The organism is Rhodopirellula sp. SH410 (assembly GCF_055811895.1).
Genome location: NZ_CM147949.1, coordinates 3,529,165 through 3,552,043, shown reverse-complemented (window position 1 = coordinate 3,552,043; position 22,879 = coordinate 3,529,165). Strand labels below are relative to the sequence as shown.

Annotated in this window: 16 protein-coding genes; 10 read left to right on the top strand and 6 right to left on the bottom strand. The window is 57.6% G+C overall.

Annotation, left to right across the window (positions count from 1 at the left end; genetic code table 11):
* Window positions 1-395: 395 nt before the first annotated feature.
* Window positions 396-1,418, top strand: coding sequence for an HAD family hydrolase (locus tag SH410x_RS13045; RefSeq protein ID WP_473676915.1), 1,023 nt, complete (start codon window positions 396-398; stop codon window positions 1,416-1,418).
* Window positions 1,419-1,643: 225 nt separating this feature from the next.
* Here the strand turns inward: SH410x_RS13045 and SH410x_RS13040 are convergent, their stop codons facing one another.
* The 4 genes from SH410x_RS13040 to SH410x_RS13025 are packed head-to-tail and all read right to left on the bottom strand — an operon-like array spanning window position 1,644 to window position 6,734.
* On the bottom strand, window positions 1,644-3,089 hold the full coding sequence (locus SH410x_RS13040) for a metal ABC transporter permease (RefSeq protein ID WP_473676914.1): 1,446 nt from the start codon (window positions 3,087-3,089) through the stop codon (window positions 1,644-1,646).
* Window positions 3,086-4,927 (bottom strand): metal ABC transporter permease, encoded by a 1,842-nt coding sequence (locus SH410x_RS13035; RefSeq protein ID WP_473676913.1) that lies wholly within the window; start codon window positions 4,925-4,927, stop codon window positions 3,086-3,088. The genes SH410x_RS13040 and SH410x_RS13035 overlap by 4 nt, the downstream gene beginning before the upstream one ends.
* Entirely contained in the window at window positions 4,924-5,730 is an 807-nt protein-coding gene (locus SH410x_RS13030; RefSeq protein WP_473676912.1) for a metal ABC transporter ATP-binding protein, read from the bottom strand. Before SH410x_RS13030 ends, SH410x_RS13035 begins: the two co-directional genes overlap by 4 nt.
* Window positions 5,727-6,734, bottom strand: a complete 1,008-nt coding sequence (locus SH410x_RS13025) for a metal ABC transporter solute-binding protein, Zn/Mn family (protein ID WP_473676911.1) — start codon at window positions 6,732-6,734, stop codon at window positions 5,727-5,729. The genes SH410x_RS13030 and SH410x_RS13025 overlap by 4 nt, the downstream gene beginning before the upstream one ends.
* Before the next feature lie 618 nt (window positions 6,735-7,352).
* On the opposite strand from SH410x_RS13025, the gene mntR reads away from it, so the two are divergent.
* The 3 genes from mntR to SH410x_RS13010 all read left to right on the top strand — a co-directional run bounded on the left by mntR (window position 7,353) and on the right by SH410x_RS13010 (window position 12,361).
* Window positions 7,353-7,790, top strand: coding sequence for a manganese-binding transcriptional regulator MntR (gene mntR, locus SH410x_RS13020; RefSeq protein ID WP_473676910.1), 438 nt, complete (start codon window positions 7,353-7,355; stop codon window positions 7,788-7,790).
* A gap of 99 nt (window positions 7,791-7,889) precedes the next feature.
* Window positions 7,890-10,907, top strand: a complete 3,018-nt coding sequence (locus tag SH410x_RS13015; protein WP_473676909.1) for a PSD1 and planctomycete cytochrome C domain-containing protein — start codon at window positions 7,890-7,892, stop codon at window positions 10,905-10,907.
* A 29-nt stretch (window positions 10,908-10,936) separates the two neighbouring features.
* Window positions 10,937-12,361 carry a DUF1501 domain-containing protein gene (locus tag SH410x_RS13010; RefSeq protein ID WP_473676908.1) on the top strand — a complete coding sequence of 475 codons (1,425 nt, stop codon included), beginning with the start codon at window positions 10,937-10,939 and terminating at the stop codon, window positions 12,359-12,361.
* Between the two features lie 388 nt (window positions 12,362-12,749).
* Here the strand turns inward: SH410x_RS13010 and SH410x_RS13005 are convergent, their stop codons facing one another.
* On the bottom strand, window positions 12,750-13,013 hold the full coding sequence (locus SH410x_RS13005) for a hypothetical protein (protein ID WP_473676907.1): 264 nt from the start codon (window positions 13,011-13,013) through the stop codon (window positions 12,750-12,752).
* On the opposite strand from SH410x_RS13005, the gene SH410x_RS13000 reads away from it, so the two are divergent.
* Both SH410x_RS13000 and SH410x_RS12995 read left to right on the top strand, forming a co-directional pair.
* Window positions 13,012-14,106, top strand: coding sequence for a DUF1349 domain-containing protein (locus SH410x_RS13000; protein ID WP_473676906.1), 1,095 nt, complete (start codon window positions 13,012-13,014; stop codon window positions 14,104-14,106). The two genes, SH410x_RS13005 and SH410x_RS13000, sit on opposite strands and share 2 nt — an antisense overlap.
* A 188-nt stretch (window positions 14,107-14,294) precedes the next feature.
* Entirely contained in the window at window positions 14,295-15,797 is a 1,503-nt protein-coding gene (locus SH410x_RS12995; protein WP_473676905.1) for a DUF805 domain-containing protein, read from the top strand.
* Between the two features lie 138 nt (window positions 15,798-15,935).
* On the opposite strand, the gene SH410x_RS12990 is transcribed toward SH410x_RS12995, so the two are convergent.
* A complete protein-coding gene (locus SH410x_RS12990; protein ID WP_473676904.1) occupies window positions 15,936-16,394 on the bottom strand; it encodes a hypothetical protein in 459 nt (152 codons plus the stop codon).
* Between the two features lie 217 nt (window positions 16,395-16,611).
* Here SH410x_RS12990 and SH410x_RS12985 point away from each other — a divergent pair, with 217 nt between their 5' ends.
* The 4 genes from SH410x_RS12985 to SH410x_RS12970 all read left to right on the top strand — a co-directional run bounded on the left by SH410x_RS12985 (window position 16,612) and on the right by SH410x_RS12970 (window position 22,708).
* Window positions 16,612-18,663 carry an efflux RND transporter periplasmic adaptor subunit gene (locus tag SH410x_RS12985; protein WP_473676903.1) on the top strand — a complete coding sequence of 684 codons (2,052 nt, stop codon included), beginning with the start codon at window positions 16,612-16,614 and terminating at the stop codon, window positions 18,661-18,663.
* 67 nt (window positions 18,664-18,730) lie between these two features.
* Window positions 18,731-19,669, top strand: a complete 939-nt coding sequence (locus SH410x_RS12980) for an HlyD family secretion protein (RefSeq protein ID WP_473676902.1) — start codon at window positions 18,731-18,733, stop codon at window positions 19,667-19,669.
* 144 nt (window positions 19,670-19,813) lie between these two features.
* Window positions 19,814-22,051 carry a hemolysin D gene (locus tag SH410x_RS12975; RefSeq protein WP_473676901.1) on the top strand — a complete coding sequence of 746 codons (2,238 nt, stop codon included), beginning with the start codon at window positions 19,814-19,816 and terminating at the stop codon, window positions 22,049-22,051.
* A gap of 255 nt (window positions 22,052-22,306) precedes the next feature.
* Window positions 22,307-22,708 (top strand): DUF3467 domain-containing protein, encoded by a 402-nt coding sequence (locus SH410x_RS12970; protein ID WP_473676900.1) that lies wholly within the window; start codon window positions 22,307-22,309, stop codon window positions 22,706-22,708.
* Window positions 22,709-22,879 lie beyond the last annotated feature (171 nt).

Below are 22,879 nucleotides of genomic sequence, written 5' to 3'. Positions count from 1 at the left end.
TCTGGCGACGGTGGCTACGGGAGCTTGCGGAGGGGCAACGTCTGGCGACGGTGGCGGAGGGAACCACCCGAGCTGTTACAACTCCGGCACGATGGGCTATAAAACCCGTCTGATTGACCGCATCGACAACGAAGGAGCACGGTTTACGAACGGGCATGGCCAACGAGCTGCGCCGCCGGTGGGCGGCCTTCGTTACCGGCTGGAACCTCTTCCGTACGGACCTGCTCAAAGAGGGGCATCCCCGATGCCAAGGAAGTCAAATCCATCAAGGAGCGCACCGTCGCGGACACCCCATCACGAAACACATTTGATGATGACCTTCGCGGATCGCATTCCAGTTCGGCTGCGGTCCGCAACATCACTACCACGTAATCAATACCGAACGAGAACTGACCATGAACCTTATCCGCAGTGCCACCGCGATGCTAGCGATCACGATCGCCGGACTTACTTCAAACGTCCGAGCTCAAGACCCACTTCCTTCATGGAACGATGGACCTAGCAAACAAGCCATCCTTGAGTTTGTCGCAAAGACTACCCAAGCGGACTCCCTGGACTTCGTGCCGCAGCAACAACGTATCGCCACCTTCGACCAAGACGGCACACTGTGGGTCGAACACCCGATGTATTGCCAAGTGATGTATTGCCTGGAACGTGTCCCCACGCTCGTCAAAGCGAAGCCAGAATTGGCCAAAGTCGCACCATTCAGCACGGTGCTGGAGTTGCTCCATGGTGATCACGCCGCGATGGAGAAATTAACCCTGCACGACATCGAAACGATTGCCGTGGCGACCCTTACGGGGATGCCCGTGGACACGTTTCACGCTGAAGTCAAGCAGTGGCTCGCCACCGCAAAGGATTCGCGATGGAAGAAGCCGTACACGGAACTGACCTATCTCCCGATGCAAGAAGTGTTGAAATATCTCCGCGACAATGGTTACCGGACCTACATCGTGACCGGTGGCGGCCAGGACTTCGTCAGGCAGTACTCCGAGCAGGTCTATGGCATCCCGCCTGAGCAGGTTGTCGGATCGGCACTGGGTACCAAATACGGCTATGACAAAGAGGGCAAGCCGTTCCTCGCGAAGGTTCCGGATCTCCTGCTCAACAATAATGACGCTGGCAAGCCCGAGGGGATTCATTTGATGATCGGTCGTCGTCCGATGATGGCGGTTGGCAATTCCACCGGCGATCAGCAAATGCTTGAATATACCGCAGCAGGCAGTGGCGCGAGACTCTCGATGCTCGTGCTGCACGATGATCCGGTGCGAGAGTATGCCTACGGGCCAGCCCAAGGTTTGTCGGATACGAAGGTCGGCACCTTCACCCAGAAACTGTACGACGAGGCGACGAAAAATGGTTGGACCGTGATCAGCATGCAGAATGATTGGAAGCAGATTTTTTCATTCGATCAGTAGTCTTCCTCCGAGTTGTGTGCCGCAGGTGCCGTGCTAACCCTGAGATCCATGCCACCGAGATTAGCGGCCGCTAACGAGCGAGCGGCCATGAAGGTCGCTGGTGGGACGACCGAGGTTTTCGTCCATGCGAGCGATTGAGCTCTCCGACGTGGAAGCCCTCAAGCCACCATTGCTCGAACGCTAGCGGATCGTCTTCCGCGCGAGGTCGTCGTTGGCGGCTCTTGGTCACTGCGCGGCGTTCGGATCCCGAGGGATTTCGCGACCGTGCGGATCGACCGCGGGATGATCGGTTTGCAGAGCTAAATCCCGCTGCATCGGAGCATCCGTAAAATGCTCAAACCGCTCGGCTTTGTCATGAATTCGCGACGCATCCATGTCGACTTCCGTGACGAGGTATTGCTCCCACAAACGGTGCGAGCGAATCAAACCGCGGGCGTGCTGAGTGCCTGCGGCGGTGAGTTCACAGCCCTCGTCGACGCGGCGAAGTTGCCCCTGACGCTTGAGTCGCGAGATCGCAATCGCAACGGCGAAGCGTGATGCAAACAATTCGCTGGCAATTTGTTGAGAGCTCGTCAGTGATCCGAATCCATGCGTCCCCTGGTTTTCATGTTCGCGTTCCTGGTACCGGTACAGCAACGCAACGATATCGTCCGACAAGATGCTCAGCGACAATAACTGTCGCCGCACAAATTTCACAACAATGCCGTGACGCGGTGCGAACAAGAGGGCGATTGCGAACAGCACGCCGACCATCACCGCCATCATGCCGGCAGTCGTCGTGCTGCGGTAACCGAACCAGGTCGGTACAACCACCGCAGCAATGTGTCCGGTGGCGGCACCGACGGCACCGATGATCGTCGACAGAACAATCATCAGCCCAAGACGATCGGTGAGCAGGTAGGCGGTCGCTGGTGGGACAATGAACATCGCCACAACCAGAACATTCCCGACGCTCTCGAAGCTAGCCACGGCGGTGACGGCCACCAATACCATCAGCGCGTAGTGCATGATCGCAGAAGAAAACCCCATTGATGTCGCCAGTGCGGGGTCGAACGAACTTAGCTTGAGCTCCTTGAAAAACACAGTCACAAAGAGCAGGTTGATCAACGTGACCGATCCCAATACCAAGACGGCTCGTGGAATCGTAATGCCTTGGAAACCGGAATTGCCCATGGTCGCCTTCCGCGCTGCGAAAGATGCGTTGGGATCGAGCTTCCCGGAATGAAAGTCGACAGGGGCTTCATCGCTGCTCGCAAACAGCGTTACGGTATCCAGAGGTGTCATCTCAATCGCGCCGTAGAGCACGCAACCGGCGTCCAAGTCGACCTTGTCGGCCGCTTGCACGATCATGATCAGCCCCGCCGCGAAGAGTGATGTGAACACCACTCCCATGGAGGCCCCCTCGTCGACCTTGCCGATTCCGCGAATCCATTCGGTAAAGAGGGCCGTTAAAACACCCACAATCACGGCGCCAAAAAACATCGGCAAACTGCTGCGGCTGTTACTGATGAAAAATGCGACGGCCAAGCCTGGCAAAATCGCGTGTGAGACCGCATCGCCCAGCATGCTCAAGCGACGGAGCACCAAAAAATTGCCCACCAAGGATGACGCCACTGCGCATAACATGCCTGCCGCAATGATCCAACCATCCAACTGCCAATTCCAAGTCATGGCTGCGTTCCTTCCGGCAATGCCGCGTGCGGATTCGGTGGGACAGGAATCTCGACAGGCTGCTGCTCGAGCAGTCGTTCGAGTTCATCGATCAGTTCCGGTTCCAGCACGTGTTCGATGCGATCGGCATCCCGGTCAACACGGCTCGGGGCCGTATCGGCATGAGTGATCAAATACAGCTCCCACAATCGGTGCTCACGCGTCAAACGGGCCGCCTGTGCGACGCCCGCGAGCGTCAATCCGACCTGATCTTCGTGGCGACTGACCAACCCGTCTCGCTGGGCCGCCGAGATCGTCCGCCGCAATTGGCTACGAGACCAGCTCCGGATTGCGAGCAATTGGTCCAACGACACCGAGGCTGGCATCGCTCCCGCTCGCCCCTTGAGCGAACCTGGCTCGTCCAGCTCCAGCAGTTCAAACAGGCCACGCAGCAGGTGGTGATTCCGAACGCGACGGTTCACGCTGGCACGCCTTAGCCAGCGGATCGTCACTCCTCGTGCTGAACCGAAGAACATGCTGAAGACAAATATTGCCGTCGAAGCGAGCACGATCATCGCGCCGGAGGGCAGCCGTGGGAATAACGCACTGGCCGCCCCGCCGACCACGCCACCGACACCGCCGAGTACCGCCGACAACCACGCCACAACCCACATCTTTTCAGTCCAGAAGCGAGCCGACGCCGCAGGGATCACGAACAATGCAACCACCAAGATCAACCCGACCGCTTGGAGACCGACGATCGTCACCAGCACAACCAATGACATCAAAGCGAGATCCAACGCCAGAACGGGCATTCCCCGCGAGCCTGCAAAAGTTTCATCGAAACACAGCAGCTTGAACTCTTTAAACAACAACAGGCAGCTGAAAATCGCAATGAAGGACGCGACCGTGATCAGCTGTGCATCGTTCCAGTTCATCGAAGCGGTCTTACCGTAGATAAACCCCTCCAACCCTGCCGCACGGCCAGTATCCATCTGCTGCACCACACCCAACAATCCCATTCCGGCACCGAAGAACACGCTCAGCGCAATGCCGAGGGCCGCGTCTTCCTTCAATCGCGTTTTCGATCGCACCAACAGCACGACCCCCACACCCAGCGATCCGGTAACGGTCGCACCGAGCAGCAGGATGGGCAGGGACTTGGCGTTCCATCCCAACCCGCTGGCAATGACAAACGCCAGGCAAATTCCCGGCCAACTGGCGTGCGAGAGAGCATCGGCGAGCAGCGCACGCTTTCGCAGCAGAGTAAAACTACCGACCAATCCGCCAGCCGCCCCCAACACCGCAACGCCGAACAAGACCACGCGGGTGTTGTAATCTTCCAAGAACAGCACCCGCTGCCACTGCGACGCGCTCGGCCAATTCACACTCCGATCGGTAATGGAGCTGGTCGATGACGCGGCGGTCGCGATTGAAGGAATCAACGCCACCAACAGAAAGACCCATGTTGCCATGACCAGAGATGAGGGCGGCAGGCTCAGTCGTCTGCCTAGCCCGGGCAAGCGGCCTGGACATCGGCGAATGAATCGTCCGCAAGGGCCCATTCCATTGGGCATATCGAGTTTCAACCTGCGGCCTATCTCGTCATCGGAGCGTGGAGTCGGGGAAACCTTGCCCGACACCAGACCCAAATTCTGCTTGACGCGCGAATCGCGAGGGAGCGGGGCGACTAAGAAACGAGCGGAAACAAAGTGGCCGAACGCTCCGCGGTCGGATTGTTCGACCACGGGTTGTTCGACCGCGGAGCGTTCGACCACGGAGCCTTCGACCGCGGAGCGTTCGACCACAATTTCAGACAGTAATTTTCCGCTCGGTCCTAAGCTATCTCTGCGATTCACAGCGACCGCTCCCGGCGGCGCATCGCCTCGCCGACCTCGTCGAGCAGCGTCAGACGGCCACCATACGTTTTCTGTAGATTCTCCGATGTGAACACGGTCTCGATCGGACCATGAGCGACCACCCGCATATTCAATAATACGGCGTAATCGAAATACTCCGGCACCGACTGCAAATCATGGTGAATCACAACAACCGTTTTGCCGCGTGTCTTCAATTCCCGCAACAACTCAACAATTGCCTTTTCCGTCGACGCATCGACGGCCGCGAACGGTTCGTCCATCAAATAAAGATCCGCGTCTTGCACCAACGCCCGGGCCAAGAACGTGCGCTGCTGCTGGCCGCCCGATAACTGGCTGATTTGACGATGAGCAAGATCCGCGATGCCGACCCGGCGGAGTGCTTCCATGCCGGCTTCGCGATGCTTCTTGCGGACGGGCAGGCACCATCCGATTCTGCTGTATAAACCCATCGTCACCACATCGAGCGCATCGACAGGAAAGTCCCAATCAACGCTTTCACGCTGGGGCACATACCCCACCCTGTGACGATTGACGCGATACGATTCTCCGAAGACTTTGACGCGACCGGACGCACGCGGCACCAAATTCATGATCGCCTTGAGCAAGGTGCTCTTGCCGGCACCATTGGGACCGACGATTCCGATCAGTGATCCCGCAGGCAAATCGAGCGCCACGTCCCAAATCACCGGCTTTCGATGGTAGGCGACCGTCAAGTCATCTACCGACAGGGCAATCGAGGTATCGCCTATGGATGAGGTGGTTTTTTGCGTTGCGTGGCTCATTGATTGAGTTTGCCTTGAAAGCCATTCTCGGGAGCTTCGCCGCCCAAACCGCGGGCGACGAGCGTGATATTGTGGTCAAGCATACCAATGTAAGTCCCTTCATACGTCTCGGGCCTGCCCATCGCATCGCTAAACAATTCTTGGTCACCCACTTTGACTTCATGACCCCGCGACCTAGCACCCTCGACGAGGGAGTCGATGTTTTTCCGTGACACACTACTCTCGACAAAAACCGACTTCACTTTCTTGTCAACCAATAGGTCGACCAACTCGTTGATTCGCTGCAATCCGGCTTCGGATTCGGTCGAGATGCCCTGGACCCCCATCACCTCCAGTCCATAGGCACGACCGAAGTAGTTGAATGCATCGTGTGAGGTCACCAACACACGACTGTCCGCTGGGATCGTCGCGATCACACGTTTGCCATACTCGTTCAGTTCCGCTAACTGCCCCCCGAGTAGCATCGCCCGCTCGCGGTAATCCGCTTCCGAGGGCGGATCGATCGCCGACAACTCGTCCGCAATCACGTCGACGCATTTTGACCACGCCGCGACGTCCATCCACACGTGAGGATCGTAGTGCCCCGCAAGGTCTGCAGGCTCCAACAGCATGTCTTCGTCGAGCGCTTCGGTGATCCCGATAACGGGCTTGCCGCGAGCCATCTTGATCAGCGTGTCCGTCATCTTGCCTTCGAGCATCAGCCCCGAGTAAAAGATCACGTCGGCATCCATCATCGTCTGCACGTCGTCACGAGTAGCCTTGTAGAGGTGTGGGTCGACGCCAGCACCCATGATCTGCGTCACGTCGACGCGGTCGCCACCCACGCTTCGCACCAAGTCGCCCACCATCCCGACTGTTGCCGCGACGGCGATGGGCTTGTCGGGATCCACCGTCAGGGACTGGGTACCGGATTGCGACGTTGTCGCTGAGTTATTGGAACGATGACAGCCAGCCACGAGTGCCGCCAGCATCAATGCCGTAAAGATGGAAAGATGACGCTGCATCGGACAATGGACTCCTCGAGGGGCCGCAATAACACGGATACTCAGCAAAACGGTAGCCCGCGACTTCACAGAACACCGACTGAAACTGGATCGATAGTAGCCTGTGCTACACTTGGTGTCCAGGGCCAAGGCCCCATTTTCACCGCTGTCCACATCCGCGGAGCGTCGATGGCGACGGCGATGGCGACGGGCGATGGCGACGGGCGATGGCGATGGCGACGACACCGTCCCGCGATCGCTGAAGAAATCAGTGCACTGGTCGCGAGTCGAATCAGATGGTTTGGTGCAAGTAATAGGTGGCCGAACGCTCCGCGGTCGGCATGGTCGACCGCGGAGCGTTCGGCCACAATATCAGACAGCCATTTTCCGCTCGTTCCCTTATCTGATTGGAATGCGGAGCTATCGTGGCAGAGGCGGCGATCCGGGGTGCTTGACGAAACGGTTGCGCAGCAGCGAAATCGGCTCGTGGGCATCGCGGCGTCTGCCCGGTACCAATCCACTCGCGCAGGCATGCCGTGCGTTTCGCGTTTACGCAATTGTCTGCGTCCGGTACATTGCGGTTCTCGCTGCGGGCCGAAATGACACCCGTCGTCTTCAGAACCTTCGGATCGCGCCCGTATGAGCACCAGCAACAAAAAAACACGGCAACTCCCTGGTCCCCAGTCGCACGAACGCACTCGCCGGGATCACTCCAGCGAGAAGGCCGAGGATTACGTCGAAGCGGTTGATGATATTCTGTCTCATAAGAACGAATGCCGAGTCGTTGATCTGGCCGCTTTCTTCGGGGTCAGCCACGTCACGGTGACTCGAATTGTGTCGCGACTCGTTGGTGAGGGACTGCTCGAGACAGAACCCTATCGTCCTATCCGGCTGACGGCGAAGGGGAAACGGCTGGCTGTCCAGTCTCGCAAGCGGCACCAGATTGTCCAGGACTTTCTGCTGGCGATCGGTGTCGACGCCGCCACGGCGGCTCATGACGCGGAGGGAATCGAGCACCACGTCAGCCCCAAAACGCTTGCGAAGTTGGCGAAACTGACGAGAGAATTGACTCACTAATGTGAGCGCCGTGCAATAGCCACGCGGTGTTTGAGATTTTGGTCTAATAGTCGATGACATGACGTGTTCTGATTCGCCCCCGCCCGTAGAATCCTACGCATGACCTCCCGCCTCAGCCTTACCCTCGTCTTTCTATCTCTTTGCGTTGCTCCGATCGGATTCACGCAACTGGCGTGCGCCGCCGAGCGATCGGTGCGATTCAATCGGGATATCCGACCGATCCTGAGCGACAAGTGTTTTGCGTGTCATGGTCCGGATGCCGAGAGCGTCGCCGGAGGCGTGCGTTTGGACACGGCTGACGAGGCCATCGACAGTGGCGCGATCACGCCCGAAGACCCTGGCGATAGTTTATTGATTGAGCGAATCTTCTCACTCGATGACCATACGGTGATGCCTCCACCGCATACCCATAAACCGCTGTCGGATGAAGAACAGGAATTGCTCAAGCGTTGGATCACCGAGGGGGCTCCATACGAACCGCACTGGGCGTACACCGCGATTCATCGTCCGGCGGTCCCGTCGACGCCGGATAGTAATTGGGGCAGCAACGAAATTGATCGCTTCATCGCCGCCCGCCTCGAAAGTGAGGACATGGATCCGGCAACGCCCGCGGATCGGGTGACGCTGATCCGGCGCCTCGCACTGGACCTGACAGGGATCGCACCGACAACGGATGAAGTCGACGCCTTCGTCCAAGATCGATCCGACACGGCCTATCGCGATCTTGTCGATCGCTTGATCGAGTCACCACGTTTCGGTGAGCGAATGGCGATCTACTGGCTCGACCTCGTTCGCTATGCCGATACGGTGGGCTACCACGGTGATCAAGATGCGTCGCAGTCGCCCTACCGTGACTATGTCATCAATGCATTCAACTCCAACATGCCGTTCGATCAATTTGTCCGAGAGCAGTTGGCGGGCGATTTGTTGCCGGAGCCAACACCGGAGCAACTGATCGCGTCCGGCTACAACCGGCTCAATCAGACAACCGAAGAAGGCGGTGCCCAAGCCAAGGAATACCTGGCGATCTATTTTGCCGATCGCGTCCGCAATGTATCGCAGGTGTTCATGGGCGCAACGGTCGGCTGCGCGCAGTGCCACGACCACAAGTACGATCCCTACACCGCCAAAGATTTTTACTCACTCGGTGCATTCTTCGCCGATCTGGAGGAGCGTGGTGTTTACGGTGCCCGCCAAAGGCCGCCGCAGATGCCTGTGTTCAGTGTGGCGGAGCAAAACCAACTCGATCAGATCGATCAAACACTCGCGAGCCTCCGGGACGAGCGTTCGGAACTGCGTGAGCAACTGGTCGCGGTGCAACCCGACTGGGAAACGGCAGCACTTGAGCGGCACGACCTGGTCCAAGACGTCGATACGATCTGGATCGAAGATGCACAAGACACGGGCGGTCAAAGTACGGAGGCGTGGGAATTTGTCGGTCGCGATCAAGGCCCGGTGTACAGTGGCAGTCAATCCCGGCGACAATCCTCCGACGGTTTGGTCCAGCACGTTGTGCTGGGGGCGACCCATACGATCGCGATCACCGACAACACGCGTTTCTATACCTGGGTCTATCTCGATCCAGACAATCCACCTCAAGCTGTCATGCTGCAGTTCAACGATGGTTCGTGGGATCACCGCGCCGTGTGGGGCTCCGACGCGATTGTCTATGGCAAGCGAGAGAAAAGTTGGGCTGGCTACTTTCGTGCTGGCGATCTCCCCCAGACGGGCCAATGGATTCGGCTGGAGGTCCGCGCCGCAGATGTCGGATTGAAGCCCGGAAGCACGGTCGTGGGCCAAGCCTGGACCCAGTTCGCTGGATTGGCTTACTGGGATCACACCGCGTGGATCGAATCGGACTCAATGCCCACCGACATCGTCGACATACTGAAGATATCGGTCGACCAACGCAGCAATGAGCAGGCTCAAAAACTGACCGAGTATTACGTGAAAGATTCCGAGTTGATGCAAGAGCTCGACCGGCGGATCGCCGCGGAACAAGCCGCTCGGCAATCCGTCGAGCAGTCCGCTACCACGGTGATGGTCAGCAAAGCCGTCACGCCGCGTTCGATTCGCGTTTTGCCACGTGGCAATTGGATGGATGATTCTGGTGAGATTGTCGAACCGGCGATCCCCGCGTTTCTTGGCACGCTCGAAACAGGTTCAAGTCGGGCGACTCGCCTGGACCTCGCCGATTGGTTGTGTCGCAGCGACAATCCATTGACGGCACGAACGTTTGCCAATCGCATGTGGTATCTGATGTTTGGACGAGGCCTCTGTGCCAGCGTCGACGATCTCGGTGGCCAGGGTACCTTTCCGTCATACCCAGATTTATTGGATTGGTTGGCAGTTGAATTCGTCGAATCGGGCTGGGACGTCAAGCACCTGATGCGTACGATCGTGAGCAGTTCGGCGTACCAGCAATCGTCCCGTCCCACCGACGCACTCCGAGCGAGTGACCCGTATAACGAGCTGTTTGCGAGACAAGGTCGTTTCCGAATCGAAGCGGAGATGGTCCGCGACAACGCGCTCGCCGTGAGCGGTCTGCTGGTCGAGCAGGTCGGCGGCCGGAGTGTGAAACCGTATCAACCGCAAGGTTACTACGCCCAGCTGAACTTTCCCTCGCGTACCTACGCGGCCGACACGGACGCGAATCAATTCCGACGCGGTGTTTACACGCACTGGCAGCGAACGTTCCTGCATCCGATGCTGAAAGCCTTCGACGCACCGAGTCGGGAGGAATGCACGGCTGCGAGATCGCGATCCAATACCCCCTTGCAAGCTCTCACGCTGCTCAACGATCCCACATTTGTGGAAGCCGCCCGCGTCTTCGCAGAGCGGATCATGCGAGAGGGAGGAGCGACCGCGGACGAGCGAATTGAATGGGCGTATCGCCAGGTGTTGTCCCGCACGCCGGAAGTAGAGATCGCTGCGGAATTAAAAGAGGTGTTCGCCCACCAACAAATCTCCTACGCGGCGCAGCGTGAAGACGCCAGCCAATTGGTCGCGACGGGAATCACGCCGCCGGCCGACGAACTCGACGTTGTTGAGCTCGCCGCATGGACCAGCATCGCTCGCGTGATTCTAAATCTGCACGAAACCATCACCCGTTATTAGGTCGGCTTCCCTCGTGAGGCTGCAAGACTATGTCACGCTTCAATCAACCATCTAGCGATTCACCCAGCGAAATTTCTCGTCAACTCGCTCGCCGCACTTTTCTCCGACAGACCGGGATCGGTGGTTTGGCGCTGGGGTCGTTGCTCGAGTCGGCTGTCGCACAAGGAGCTTCTGTCGATTCTGCGGGGGAACCTGCTCGCGTGAAACGAGTGATCCATTTGTGCATGGCGGGCGGGCCGAGTCATTTGGAAACATTCGACTACAAGCCCGAGCTCGCCCGACTGGATGGTCAGCCGATGCCGGAATCGATCACCCAAGGCCAACAGATCGCTCAGCTGCAGGGTCAAACGCTCAAGGTCATGGGCCCGCAACATGGTTTTGCAAAATACGGCGACAGTGGTCTGGAGATTTCCGACATCCTCCCGCACACGGCCCGACATGCGGATGATCTATGCGTCATCAAGTCGATGTACACCGAGCAGATCAATCATGATCCCGCACACACGTTCTTCAACACCGGCACCGCAATCAGCGGCCGTCCGTCGATGGGGTCATGGGTTCTGTATGGCCTCGGCGCAGAAACGCAAGACCTCCCCGGCTACATCGTTCTGACGAGCGTGGGCGGTGGCCAGGCGCAACCCATTAGTTCACGGCAGTGGCACTCTGGGTTCTTGCCGAGCCGGTTTCAGGGAGTCCAGATGCACGCCAGCGGGAATCCTGTCAACTATGTCGGGAACCCTGCAGGCGTATCACGCCAACAACAGAAGGAAGTCATTGATGCGATTTCCCGGATCAACCGTATCCGCAATGGCACGCTCGATGACCCGGAAATCGCGACTCGCATCAGCGGCTACGAAATGGCATTTCGGATGCAGGCGTCGGTACCCGAATTGACGGATATGTCCGCCGAACCGCAACACGTCGTGGACATGTATGGATGTCGCCCCGGCGATGGTAGTTTCGCCAGCAACTGCTTATTGGCTCGCCGCCTGGCCGAGCGAGGGGTGCGATTTATCCAGCTCTATCACCGCGGCTGGGACCACCATGGCGGCGTCAAGGCAGGAACCGCGAACACCGCGAAGTTGGTTGATCAAGCCACCGCGGCACTGCTGACCGACTTGAAACAACGCGACATGCTCAAAGACACGCTCGTCGTGTGGGGCGGTGAGTTTGGACGGACCCCGATGGCCCAGGGCAGTGGCCGCGACCATCACATCAAAGGCTATTCGATGTGGCTGGCTGGCGGTGGCGTACGCGGGGGAACCAGTCACGGGGCGACCGATGAGTTTGGCTACAACGCGGTGGAGGATCGGGTTCACGTCCGAGACTTCCATGCCACGATGCTGCACATGCTCGGTATCGATCACGAGAAATTCACCTACAAGTTCCAAGGACTCGACTTCAAGCTCACCGGGGTCGAACCGGCCCATGTGGTGCGGGGGATTTTGAGTTAGCGTGCTCGTCCGCTAGCCTCCCCGTGCGTTTATCTCACCGGGGAAAACGTTTGGATCATCCGACAGAAGCGTGCGCCGGAGGTTTTGGAGTACTGTCTCAAGTATCCCATGAGTTATTTGTGGGATTGGATGGACAGCGCTAGGCCGCTTGCCGGGAAATTCGACAGGGCCTGCCGGGGAAAACGGAGCGAAGCTCTGCAGAGGTGCGGGCTTGGCAAGGGATACCCCGGTCGATGGTACGCCAATGGTGTAGCCAGTCCCTGCCGAACATTCGCTCGCCAGGGACGCTTCTTTGCAGACAGATTGGATACTGGAGCGACGCCTTCAAAAAGCCTTCCACTGTACTGCCGCGCACCCTTCCCTCGGATGAGGATATTTTCTTTGCAAATCAAGCAAATCGTGGAGCATGAAGGGGCGTGGCCGAAGGCATTCCTTTCTCACAGATCGTAACGGCGCCGTGGGGATCAGGGTACACTGATGGGCGGGCTATCAACATTTGTGTCGCCATCGTGAGCCGAGTGCCGCGCGGCGAGAGCAGGTAGGCATCGGGCTGCGTCGCCAAGCCCGGTCGCGTACGCGTCTTGGCGCCCTCGATCGGCGGCACGATGAATTGTTCCTTAAACCATTCCTTCGTGACGACGGTGTTACGCATGGCTGTTGAGAATTCGTACTTTCGATCACTGGTGTCCTTGGCTGTGCTGTTCGGTGTGAGCAGCTTTCCCATACCCGCTTTGGGCGACACCCCCGAAAGCCTGTTGTTGGATGATTTCGATGGCCAGGCCGAGGTGGACTGGCAACCGGTGCGTCCCGACCCCAGTCACGTGTCACTGACCAGCCATCCCGGGAAACTGACGTTGACGACTCAGCTCGGGGCGATTGGCGGGGCCGCCCGGGGCCGTCAAACGCCGCTGACCAAGAACCTTTACCTGGTCGCGAACCCGGCCGAGAACGATGCCGATTTCGTCATGACCGTGTGCGTTGAGGCATTCGCTCCGACCATGAAATACCAACAGGCTGGTTTATTGGTCTACGACGATGATGACAACTATTTGAAATGCGACGTCGAGTCGAACGGGTCTCAGATCGGTTTCAAATACATGCGTGAGATCAATGCGTTTCGTCTGCTCGACACGGATCCAAAAATCAAGCCCGCCGATCGCATCTGGATCCGTCTGATCAAACGAGGCAACGTCTATGAGCGGACCTACAGCACCGACGGAAAGAAATTTGATTCTGCGGGTGAAGCGGTGTGGGGAAACGGCAGCCCCAAGTGGCTTGGCATCGTGGCGACCAATGGTCCGTCGGTCGCCGATGAGATCGAGGCTCAATTTGATTTTTTTGAAGTTCGTGAATTGACGCAGGAAGAGCGTGACGATCGTGGGTTTCAAATGCGGCAGGAGCTCGCGGGTTCATGGACGGTCGTGAGCACGCAGGTCAGTGGCGAAGACGTTGCGGTGAACCCAATCAGCGAGTTCCAGTTCGATGGCGGGAACGTGTCCTTTTCGATCGAGAATCAAACGACGCGAGTGGACTATTCCATGGACGTCCAAACGACTCCCATGGGGTTCGTGATGTCGTCGTTTACGCCAGAGGCCAAGGTGCCGGTCAATGGTCTCCTCTCTCTTGAAAACGGATTCCTGACGCTCTGCCTGTCACTGCCGCCGGGCAAGCCGGCGCCGCGAGACCTGGAAACCCAGCCGGGTGATGGACGTTTGCTGTTGACGCTCGAGCGTTCCAACGACTGAGGTAGAGGTCGAGCAACTCGCAATTTGGAAGCACCAACGGTTATGGGCCGGGCTACGTCTGCGGTCGACAGTTTGGGGAGTCACTTCGTAGCTTGGGACCATTGTCCCGAGCGAGCGAGTTGAGTTGAGTTGAGCTCGGACGGGACAATGGTCCCATCCTACCGGAAATTTTGCAAAGCATGGTAACGATGGATGAAACCGTCATTGATACGTCCGGCAAGGATGATTCCGCTCTCTTTCACTTCACCCGATGGTTTTGCATTGATGGTCCGGTCTCTCGCCAAGAGTACGTCGTGCTTGGCTTTGGGCTGGCCCTGCTCAAATATCTAATCGAACTGTCCGCATTCGTGATGTTGACGGGGCGATTTTTCTCACCGGTCGATTTTTTGAACCCGTGGCTCAACAGCAAGGCCGCAATGGTGGATGAGTATCCCGGTGCGGCAGTGGGTTGGTTGCTGTTCACGCTGCCCTTCGTTGCGATCGCTGTATCGATGAGCGTTCGTCGTGCTGCCGATGCGGGATGGAGCCCCTGGTGGGGTCTGTCGATGCTGGTTCCACTGGTCAATTTGATTTTCATGGCGTTATTGTCCATCGTCCCCACTCGCAACCGAGAGCTGGAGGCCATTGCCGATCAGGAGGTCCGCGAGGTTGCCACGGCGTTCGCGCCACCCGGGGGCCGGGATACCGACAGCGGTTCTCTTGAATTCCAGCGGCTCGCCCAGCCCGACGCGTTGTCCGCCGCGATGGCGGCGATTGCGACAGGGTGTGCGGTGCAAGTCGTGGTGGGTTTGATCAGTGTGTGGGTATTTCGCGAGTATGGTTTTGTCCTGTTCTTTACGACGCCGATTGTTGCGGGCGCGATTTCGGGTGCGGTTTACAATCGAAAATGGCGATATGGCTGGGGCAGTTTGTTCGGGCTGATCGCAGTGATGAACATCATTTCGTTCGTCGCCATGCTGTGCGTGGGTCTCGATGGTGCCATCTGTCTCTTCATGGCGTTCCCCTTGCTATGGCCGCTGAGTTTTTTCGGCGGGATCGCTGGTCGCGCCATCTCGGTTGCCAAACTGCGAGCCAACGACGAACGACGCGGCATGATCGCTACGATGCTGCTGTTGCCGCTGGCCCTGCTGCTCGAACCGCTCGACAACGACCGAGCCTTGCACCGCGTCGATACGGCGGTGGTGATCAATGCGCCGCCCGAGCGAGTGTGGGACCAGGTCATCGCGTTCCCCGAGATCACCGAGACGCCCGCATGGTTCTTTCGCGCAGGGATCGCGGCACCGATCCGCGCCCGGATCGATGGCGTAGGTGTGGGCGCGTGTCGCTACTGTGAATTCACAACGGGCCCGTTTGTTGAACCCATCACCGCCTGGGAGCCTCCCTCGCCCGGCCGCGAAGGCGGGCGTCTCGCGTTCGACGTCGCCGAGCAACCACAACCGATGCAGGAATGGACCCCCTTCTCGGGTTTACACCCACCGCATTTGGATGAGGGATTTGTTAGTCGACGCGGCCAGTTCCTGCTCGAGCCTTTGCCCGACAACCGAACCCGTCTGGTGGGCACGACTTGGTATGATATCGACGTCCGTCCCCGGTTGTACTGGCAAGCCTGGGCGGCCCCGACGATTCACGCCATTCATCGCCGCGTGCTCAACCACATCAAACGCTGCAGTGAAACACCAGCGTCCGAATAATGTTCACACTGTGTTCAGCCCCATTTGTGGGCCGCCTACGTAGCGACGCTCGCCAGAGCGTGGATCGCTATCGCACGATGCTACCCGGCTCAGCGACGGTGGCAACACAAAATACTTCCCATCGCCCTCTCGATTCATCTACGCCTTGATCTTCCGCCCGGGTTTGGCGAGCAGGTGAATGGGCGGCACGGTGGCGGTGCCGCCATGGAAGGTTCGCCGGCCATTGACGGTATGGTCAAACACGAATGCCCCCGCGGGGACTCCCTTGCGGGGACTGACGCGGAGAATCGCGGGATGGCCGCACTGGTGACAGCGGATGCGAAATCCGTGCTGGTCCAACATCGCCTGAACCGCTCCCGCCAACGCGCGATTGTGTTCGATTGACCCCAGCGAGCGGCCCACGAGATCCTGCAGCTTTCCCTGCAGGGTGAGCCGCATCAATCGCTGGATCCGATTGACCTCCTGCTGCAGTAACCCGAGCACCTCCGCGGCGGGAACGAGGGTATTGGGCGCCTCCGACGAGCCTGTCGGCTCCTCAGCGGTCGCCCGGGCGAGCGCGGCAAGATGTTCCAGCGGTGCGTTCAAGACGGAATCCATGCGATCAAGGAGTCGGCAGGCGGAGCAGGGAGGTAAGTAAGTAGCAAGAAATCGTCCGAAGTGACTAGACATCAAGTTATACGAAATGTATAACTCGTCTAGTCCCGCGAATAAAAAAACTTCCTGTGGCGAGAACAAGGTACTTTTCACTAACGTCTGCCTTTCACGCAGAAAATTTGTTTCCCCGCGTCCTCATTCGCTCCAGATCACCAGCCCTATGTCGGTCAATCAACAATCGGTCGAAGAAACCAAGGCACAGATCCGCGGTTTGGTCAACGAAATCGCCGCGCTCGCCAAGAGTGGCTCGACGGCGTCGGAGTTTTACCCTGAGCTGCTCTCCCGGATCATCACCGCGTTAGCGGCGGCTGGTGGCGCGGTGTGGTTGCTCGACGAGGACCGACATCTGCGTCTGCAGTATCAAATCAATGCGGAACCGTCGATTTTGGCGGAGAACAGCGATGACGCGACACGCCACATGCGATTGGTCCAGCGAGCGGCCAATGCGGGGCAATCGGTTTTAGTACCGCCCTATAGCGGCACGACGGATGGGGACGCCGAAGGCAACCCAACGCGATATCTCTTGGTGCTCGGTGCTCTCCAGCACGACGGGCACAAAGACGGCGTGATCGAGATTTTCCAGCGTCCCGACACTGCTCCCGAGACGCAAAAAGGATACATGCGGTTTCTGCAGCAGATGTGCGAACTCGCTGCCGAGTGGCTACGCAGTCAAAAGTTGATCAAACTCGGCGATCGCCAGACCTTGTGGCAGCAAGCGGACTCGTTTGCTCGGGCCGCTCATGAATCGCTCGATTTAAAGGAGACCGCCTACATCGTTGCCAACGAGGGTCGCCGACTGATCGGTTGCGACCGCGTCAGCGTCGCGATCAAGAAGGGCCGGAAGTGTACGGTCGAGGCGATCAGTGGGCAGGACACGATTGAAAACCGATCGAATATTGTTTCAGCGCTCAATGTTTTGGCGACTCGCGTGGTCGCCGCCGGTGAGCCGCTATGGCACGACGGGTCGACGGAAGATTTGCCGCCTCAAATCGAGGAAGCACTCGAGGACTATGTCGATTTGTCGTACGGCCGCAATCTCGCGGTGTTACCACTGCGGGCACCGCAACGCAAACTGGGCCATGAAAAGGAGACAGGTGCGGCGGGCGAGGTCGATCGTGACGACGCGCACCGCGGCGAGGTGATTGGTGCGCTGATTGTCGAGCAAATTGAAACGGATTTGCCGCCCGACGTTTTCCGGACACGCTGCGACTTGGTCTACGAGCACGGCACGCGTGCGATTGCGAATTCACAAGCTCATACGAACCTCTTCCTGATGCCGGTATGGCGGACACTCGGCCGCGCGACATGGGTCCTGCGAGCACGCACGTTGCCGAAAACGCTGGGCATTTTGGCGTTGATTTTGGGTTTGATTGTCGCTGGCATATTCATCCCGCTCGATTTTGATTTGGAAGCGGATGGGACGCTCAAACCGGAAGCCCGTCGCGAGATCTTCGCGGGGATTGATGGTGAGGTCCGCGAGGTGCTTGTCGATCATAATTCGCTGGTCACCGAGGGGCAGCCTCTGGTGCGGATGATCAATCCGGATATCGAGGTCGAAATCACTGAGCTCGAAGGCCAGATCTACACGACGATGGCGGAGATGCAGCGTGTACGCGGCCAATTGAATCAGCGGGACTCCTTAAAGCGGGCTGAAAGACGGGCGCTCGAGGGCGAGGAAATCGAACTCGAAACGAAGCTCGAGGCCCAAAACGCCAAACTCGCACTCAAAAACAAGCGTGCAGATGACTTGATCGTGCGCTCGCCGATCGACGGACGCGTCGTTTCGTGGGAAGTCGAGAAGCTATTGCTGAACCGGCCCATCACGACCGGCCAAGTCTTGATGGAGATCGCTGACTTAGACAAGCCAATGTATCTCGAAATTGAGATGCCCGAGAAGCGAGAGGGCCATTTGGACGAGTTCATTCATGCAACGGGAGCCAAGGAGCTCAAGGTTACCTACATTTTAGCATCAGACCCCGACCAACCGCTCTCCGGAACATTGCCGGTTGACAATATTTCACTGCGTGCCGAAGCCAGTGAGGAGCACGGCTCGATCATCAAAATGCGGATTTACCCCAACCAAGAAGAACTGCAGAAACTTTCCCCGAGCCCCGGTACCAAGCTGACCGCGGACGTCAATGTCGGCCGTCGGGCGAGTGGTTTTGTGCTTCTGCATGAAGTCTACGAGTGGTTTGCGAAATTCATTTTCTAACCACGCCTCACACCGTCGATCACCTCTTCCTTAAAATTCAAACGCGTTTCGCGGACCCCCGTTACTTATGAACCCGCCCAACCTACGAAATCGAATTCTGACCGTGCTCGTCGTCGCAATGGCTGCATCGCTGACGTGCACATCGGCCACTGCTCAGCGTCCTCCGCGTTCGACCGTACCAGGGAAGCAGGTCGTGGCGGATCGTTGCTCAGTCAAGTTCATCCGCAACGTCAACATCCCAGCGGAGGTGGAAGGCAAGCTGATTGAGATGAATGTCGAGGAGGGCATGGATGTCGTCGCCGGTGACGTGCTCGCAGTGATCGACGACACTGCGGCCAAGCTGACCGTCGCGCTGAAGCAAGCCCAGGAAAAAGAGGCGATGCTCAATGCTGACAACGACGTCAATGTGCAAGATGCGAGGAATACGTTGGAACTTGCCGAAGCAGAAGCGGAGTCACATAAAAAACTGTATGAGAAACAAGCGATCTCATATTATGAGGTCAAGAAAAAAATGCTCGAGGCGGTCCGTGGTGGATTGAAGATTGATCTGGCGGAAATGCAGAAGAAGATCGCCATGGCCCAGTACATTGGTAAGCGGAACGAACGCGAAATTGCCGAGTATGAAGAGAAACGCAGACGGGTATTCGCGCCCTTCGACGGCTACATCGAGAATCGCATTGCTCAGCAGGGCGAATGGGTACAGGGGGGATCTCCCATTGCGACCCTCGTGCAACTCGACCGGATTCGCGTCGAGGGCGTCGTCGACGCGCTGGCGTTCCCGGGCCGGGTACGAGCCGGTTTGCCCGTTACCGTTCGAGTCTTTACATCCAATAACCAGGAGACACCGACCGTGGTCGAAGGACAAATCGGTTTCGTCGGTAGCGAACTGGATCTGAGTCATCGCGTACGGATCTGGGTCGACATCGACAATCAGAAGGATGGCAGTGGCGCCTGGATTATGAAGCCCGGGATGAATGCCGAAATCATCTTCGCTGAGACCAACTAGCCATTTGTTGACATTGCTTTGCCAGAACTGAAACTTCGGCCCTGCGGCTGAGGATCTTGCGAAAGATCCGCCTGCTGCGGAATCAGCAAGAAGACCCACTACTCGCTCTCCGCCTCCCCTCTCTCACACTCCCTTGTTCGCCCCATGGCCACCCTGGCTGAATCACTGGTAAGCAGTTCGTCACGTGCACTGACGGTGCGCCGACGTCCTGACTTGACCGCGAGTCGGCACCACTACCAGGGGCAGGGATTCTGGGTGATGAAAGAGCCCGTCGGGTTGCAGTACTTCCGTTTTCACGACGAAGAGTACTTCATCCTGAATATGCTCGATGGGCACGTCAGCCTGCAGCAGATCAAGGATGGATTTGAACAGCGATTCGCGCCACAAAAAATCACGTTTGGCGATTTGCAACAGTTCATTGGGATGTTGCACCGCAGCGGATTGGTGATCAGCAACTCGCCCGGGCAAGGAAAATCGCTACGTGAACGCGGGCGGACAAAGAAGAACAAAGAACTGCTCGGCAAAATGTCGAATGTGTTTGCTGTGCGATTTCGAGGCATCGACCCCGAAAAAATACTCAATCGGCTGCTACCGATCGCGGGATGGATCTTCACGATTCCCGCATTGATCTTTTTTGCCTGTTTCCTACTGTCGGCAGCGTTGTTGCTGGCGACGCAGTATCAAACGGTCTACGCGAAACTTCCCACATTCCACCAATTCTTCGCCGCGGATCGCTGGATCATCTTGGCGGCCACAATGGCGATCGTGAAAGTGATTCACGAGTTTGGGCACGGCTTGAGCTGCAAAAAGTTTGGTGGCGAGTGCCACGAGATCGGTTTCATGCTGCTTGTGTTCACGCCCTGCCTGTACTGCAATGTTTCCGACTCGTGGATGTTGCCGAACAAATGGAAACGGATTTGGATTGGTGCAGGCGGCATTTATGTTGAAATGATTTTGGCGTCGATCGCGGCCTATGTGTGGTTCTTCAGTGAATCCGGGACCACGATCAACGACCTTTGTTTGAACATGATGTTTCTTAACGTGGTCAGCACCGTGCTCGTGAACGGGAATCCGCTCCTGCGATTCGATGGATATTACATCCTGATGGATTACTTGGAGATTCCCAACCTGCGTCAAAAGGCCACCGAAGTACTCAAGCGGTGGTTCCAAGAAACCTGTCTCGGCCTGGAATTGCAGGATGATCCGTTCTTGCCGCAGCGGAATCGATTTTTGTTCGGTATGTTCACCGTCGCCAGCGTGATTTATCGCTGGGTTGTTGTATTTTCGATTGTATGGTTCGTGATGCAGGTGCTCGAGCCATATGGTTTGCAGGCCCTCGGACGAATTCTCGCCGTGATCGGATTTTCGGGATTGGTTGCCCAGCCGATGATTCAAACTTGGAAATTCATCCGTACTCCTGGGAGACTCGCAAAAGTGAAACGTGGCCCACTCCTGACGTCGCTGGCTGTTGCTGGCGTGGTCGTTGCTGCGGTGTGTTACATCCCGCTGCCCCACCACATTGACGCCGCTTTCGAGATTCGCCCCAGTCGCGCGGGGGCGGTGTATGCCGGCACCGTCGGGCGCATTGTCGAGACGGTCCCCGTCGGCACTCGCGTGTCGCAAGGCGAAGCGATTGCTGTCCTCGATGACCCGGAACTGAAAATTCGCTTGGCGGACTTGAATGGTGAGGAAAAATTCGCCTCAGTCCAACTCCAGAATCTGAAGTTGCGAGCACAAGAAGAGCCCGCCGTCGTCGCTCAGATTGACACGCAGGAAGAAATGCTGCAGTCGATCCGTTCGCTCAAAGCAAAGACGCAAGAAGAAGTTGATCGCTTGACGGTCAGGGCCAAGCAAGGTGGTTTTGTCTTGCCGCCGCCCGAACGCCCCACCAATGATCCGGGCGATGGGCGATTGCCTGGCTGGACCGGCACCCCGCTACAAGTAGAAAATCGTGGCGCGCTGTTGACGGCGGACGACATGATCTGTGAGATCGGTGCCCCCGACGGGTTCGAAGCTGCATTGATTATCGATCAGGGCGATCGCCAGCTCGTCCGTAAAGGTCAGTCGGTCGACATGAAGCTCGATTCTCTGCGTTTACAAACCTTTTATGGCAACATTGAAGAGATATCCAAGAAACCCATGGATGCGGCGAGCACGTCAATGTCCAGTCAAACCGGTGGCGACTTGCAAACCGAGATCGATCCGAAGACGGGTCAAGTCCGGCCCCGCAGCGTGTCGTATCAAGCCCGCGTGCCGCTGGATTCCGCCGACATGTTGCTCCGTCCTGGATACCGCGGCGCGGCCAAGGTGCACGTCGACCCGATGTCACTCGGCCAACGATTATGGCGCGTAATTATCAAGACATTTAACTTTGATTTTTAAGGAACCTGGACGATTACTTTTGCATCGGATCGTTAGTACGGTGCAATACTTCATTGATCCGGATCTTCTGCAAGATCCGCATAGTAAATAAATTGGATCTTCAACAAGATCCGCCACAAACATGAACTGATTTTCGAATTGGTTCACAGGTCCCACCTGAACCGCCGGCGCGCTGCGAGCTCAGAGGATCTTTAAGAAAAGATATAACGCGTCACTCAGATTACCTTTCCCTTCTCACCTTTTGGAGAATTTTAGATGGCAGACGACAACACCACCGAATCGGAAGAAAACGTAGCGGCAACCGCGACCGCAAATGTGGAACCGACTTCGCCAGCAGCGAAGGCCCAAACGCCTCCACAACAAGTGGCACAGGTTCAAGTCGACGACCACGACGCCTTGGCGACCTACGCAAACTTTTGCCGGGTTACCGGATCGCCTGAAGAATTGATCATCGACTTCGGTCTGAATCCTCAACCGATTGGTGTGCCGAAGGATCCCATCCAAGTCAAGCAACGGATCATCGTCAACTTCTTTACCGCCAAACGATTGCTGGCTGCCCTGCAAATGTCAGTGGCCCGTCACGAATCGGTCTTCGGCGTGCTTGAAACGGACATCAACAAACGAGTTCGTCCCGGCTTGCAACAGCAACAGAAGTAGTCACCAACGCAATGAGCCGGCAGCGAAAGCGGCTGGGCTCTTCAAGAACAGATGAAACCACCCTGCTCATAACAGCAGGGTGGTTTTTTTGTGGGCTCATCCGACGCGCGGCCTGCGGCGGCGTTTCAGAGAACCATCACTGAACGACTCGCTCGGGACAATGGTCCCGAG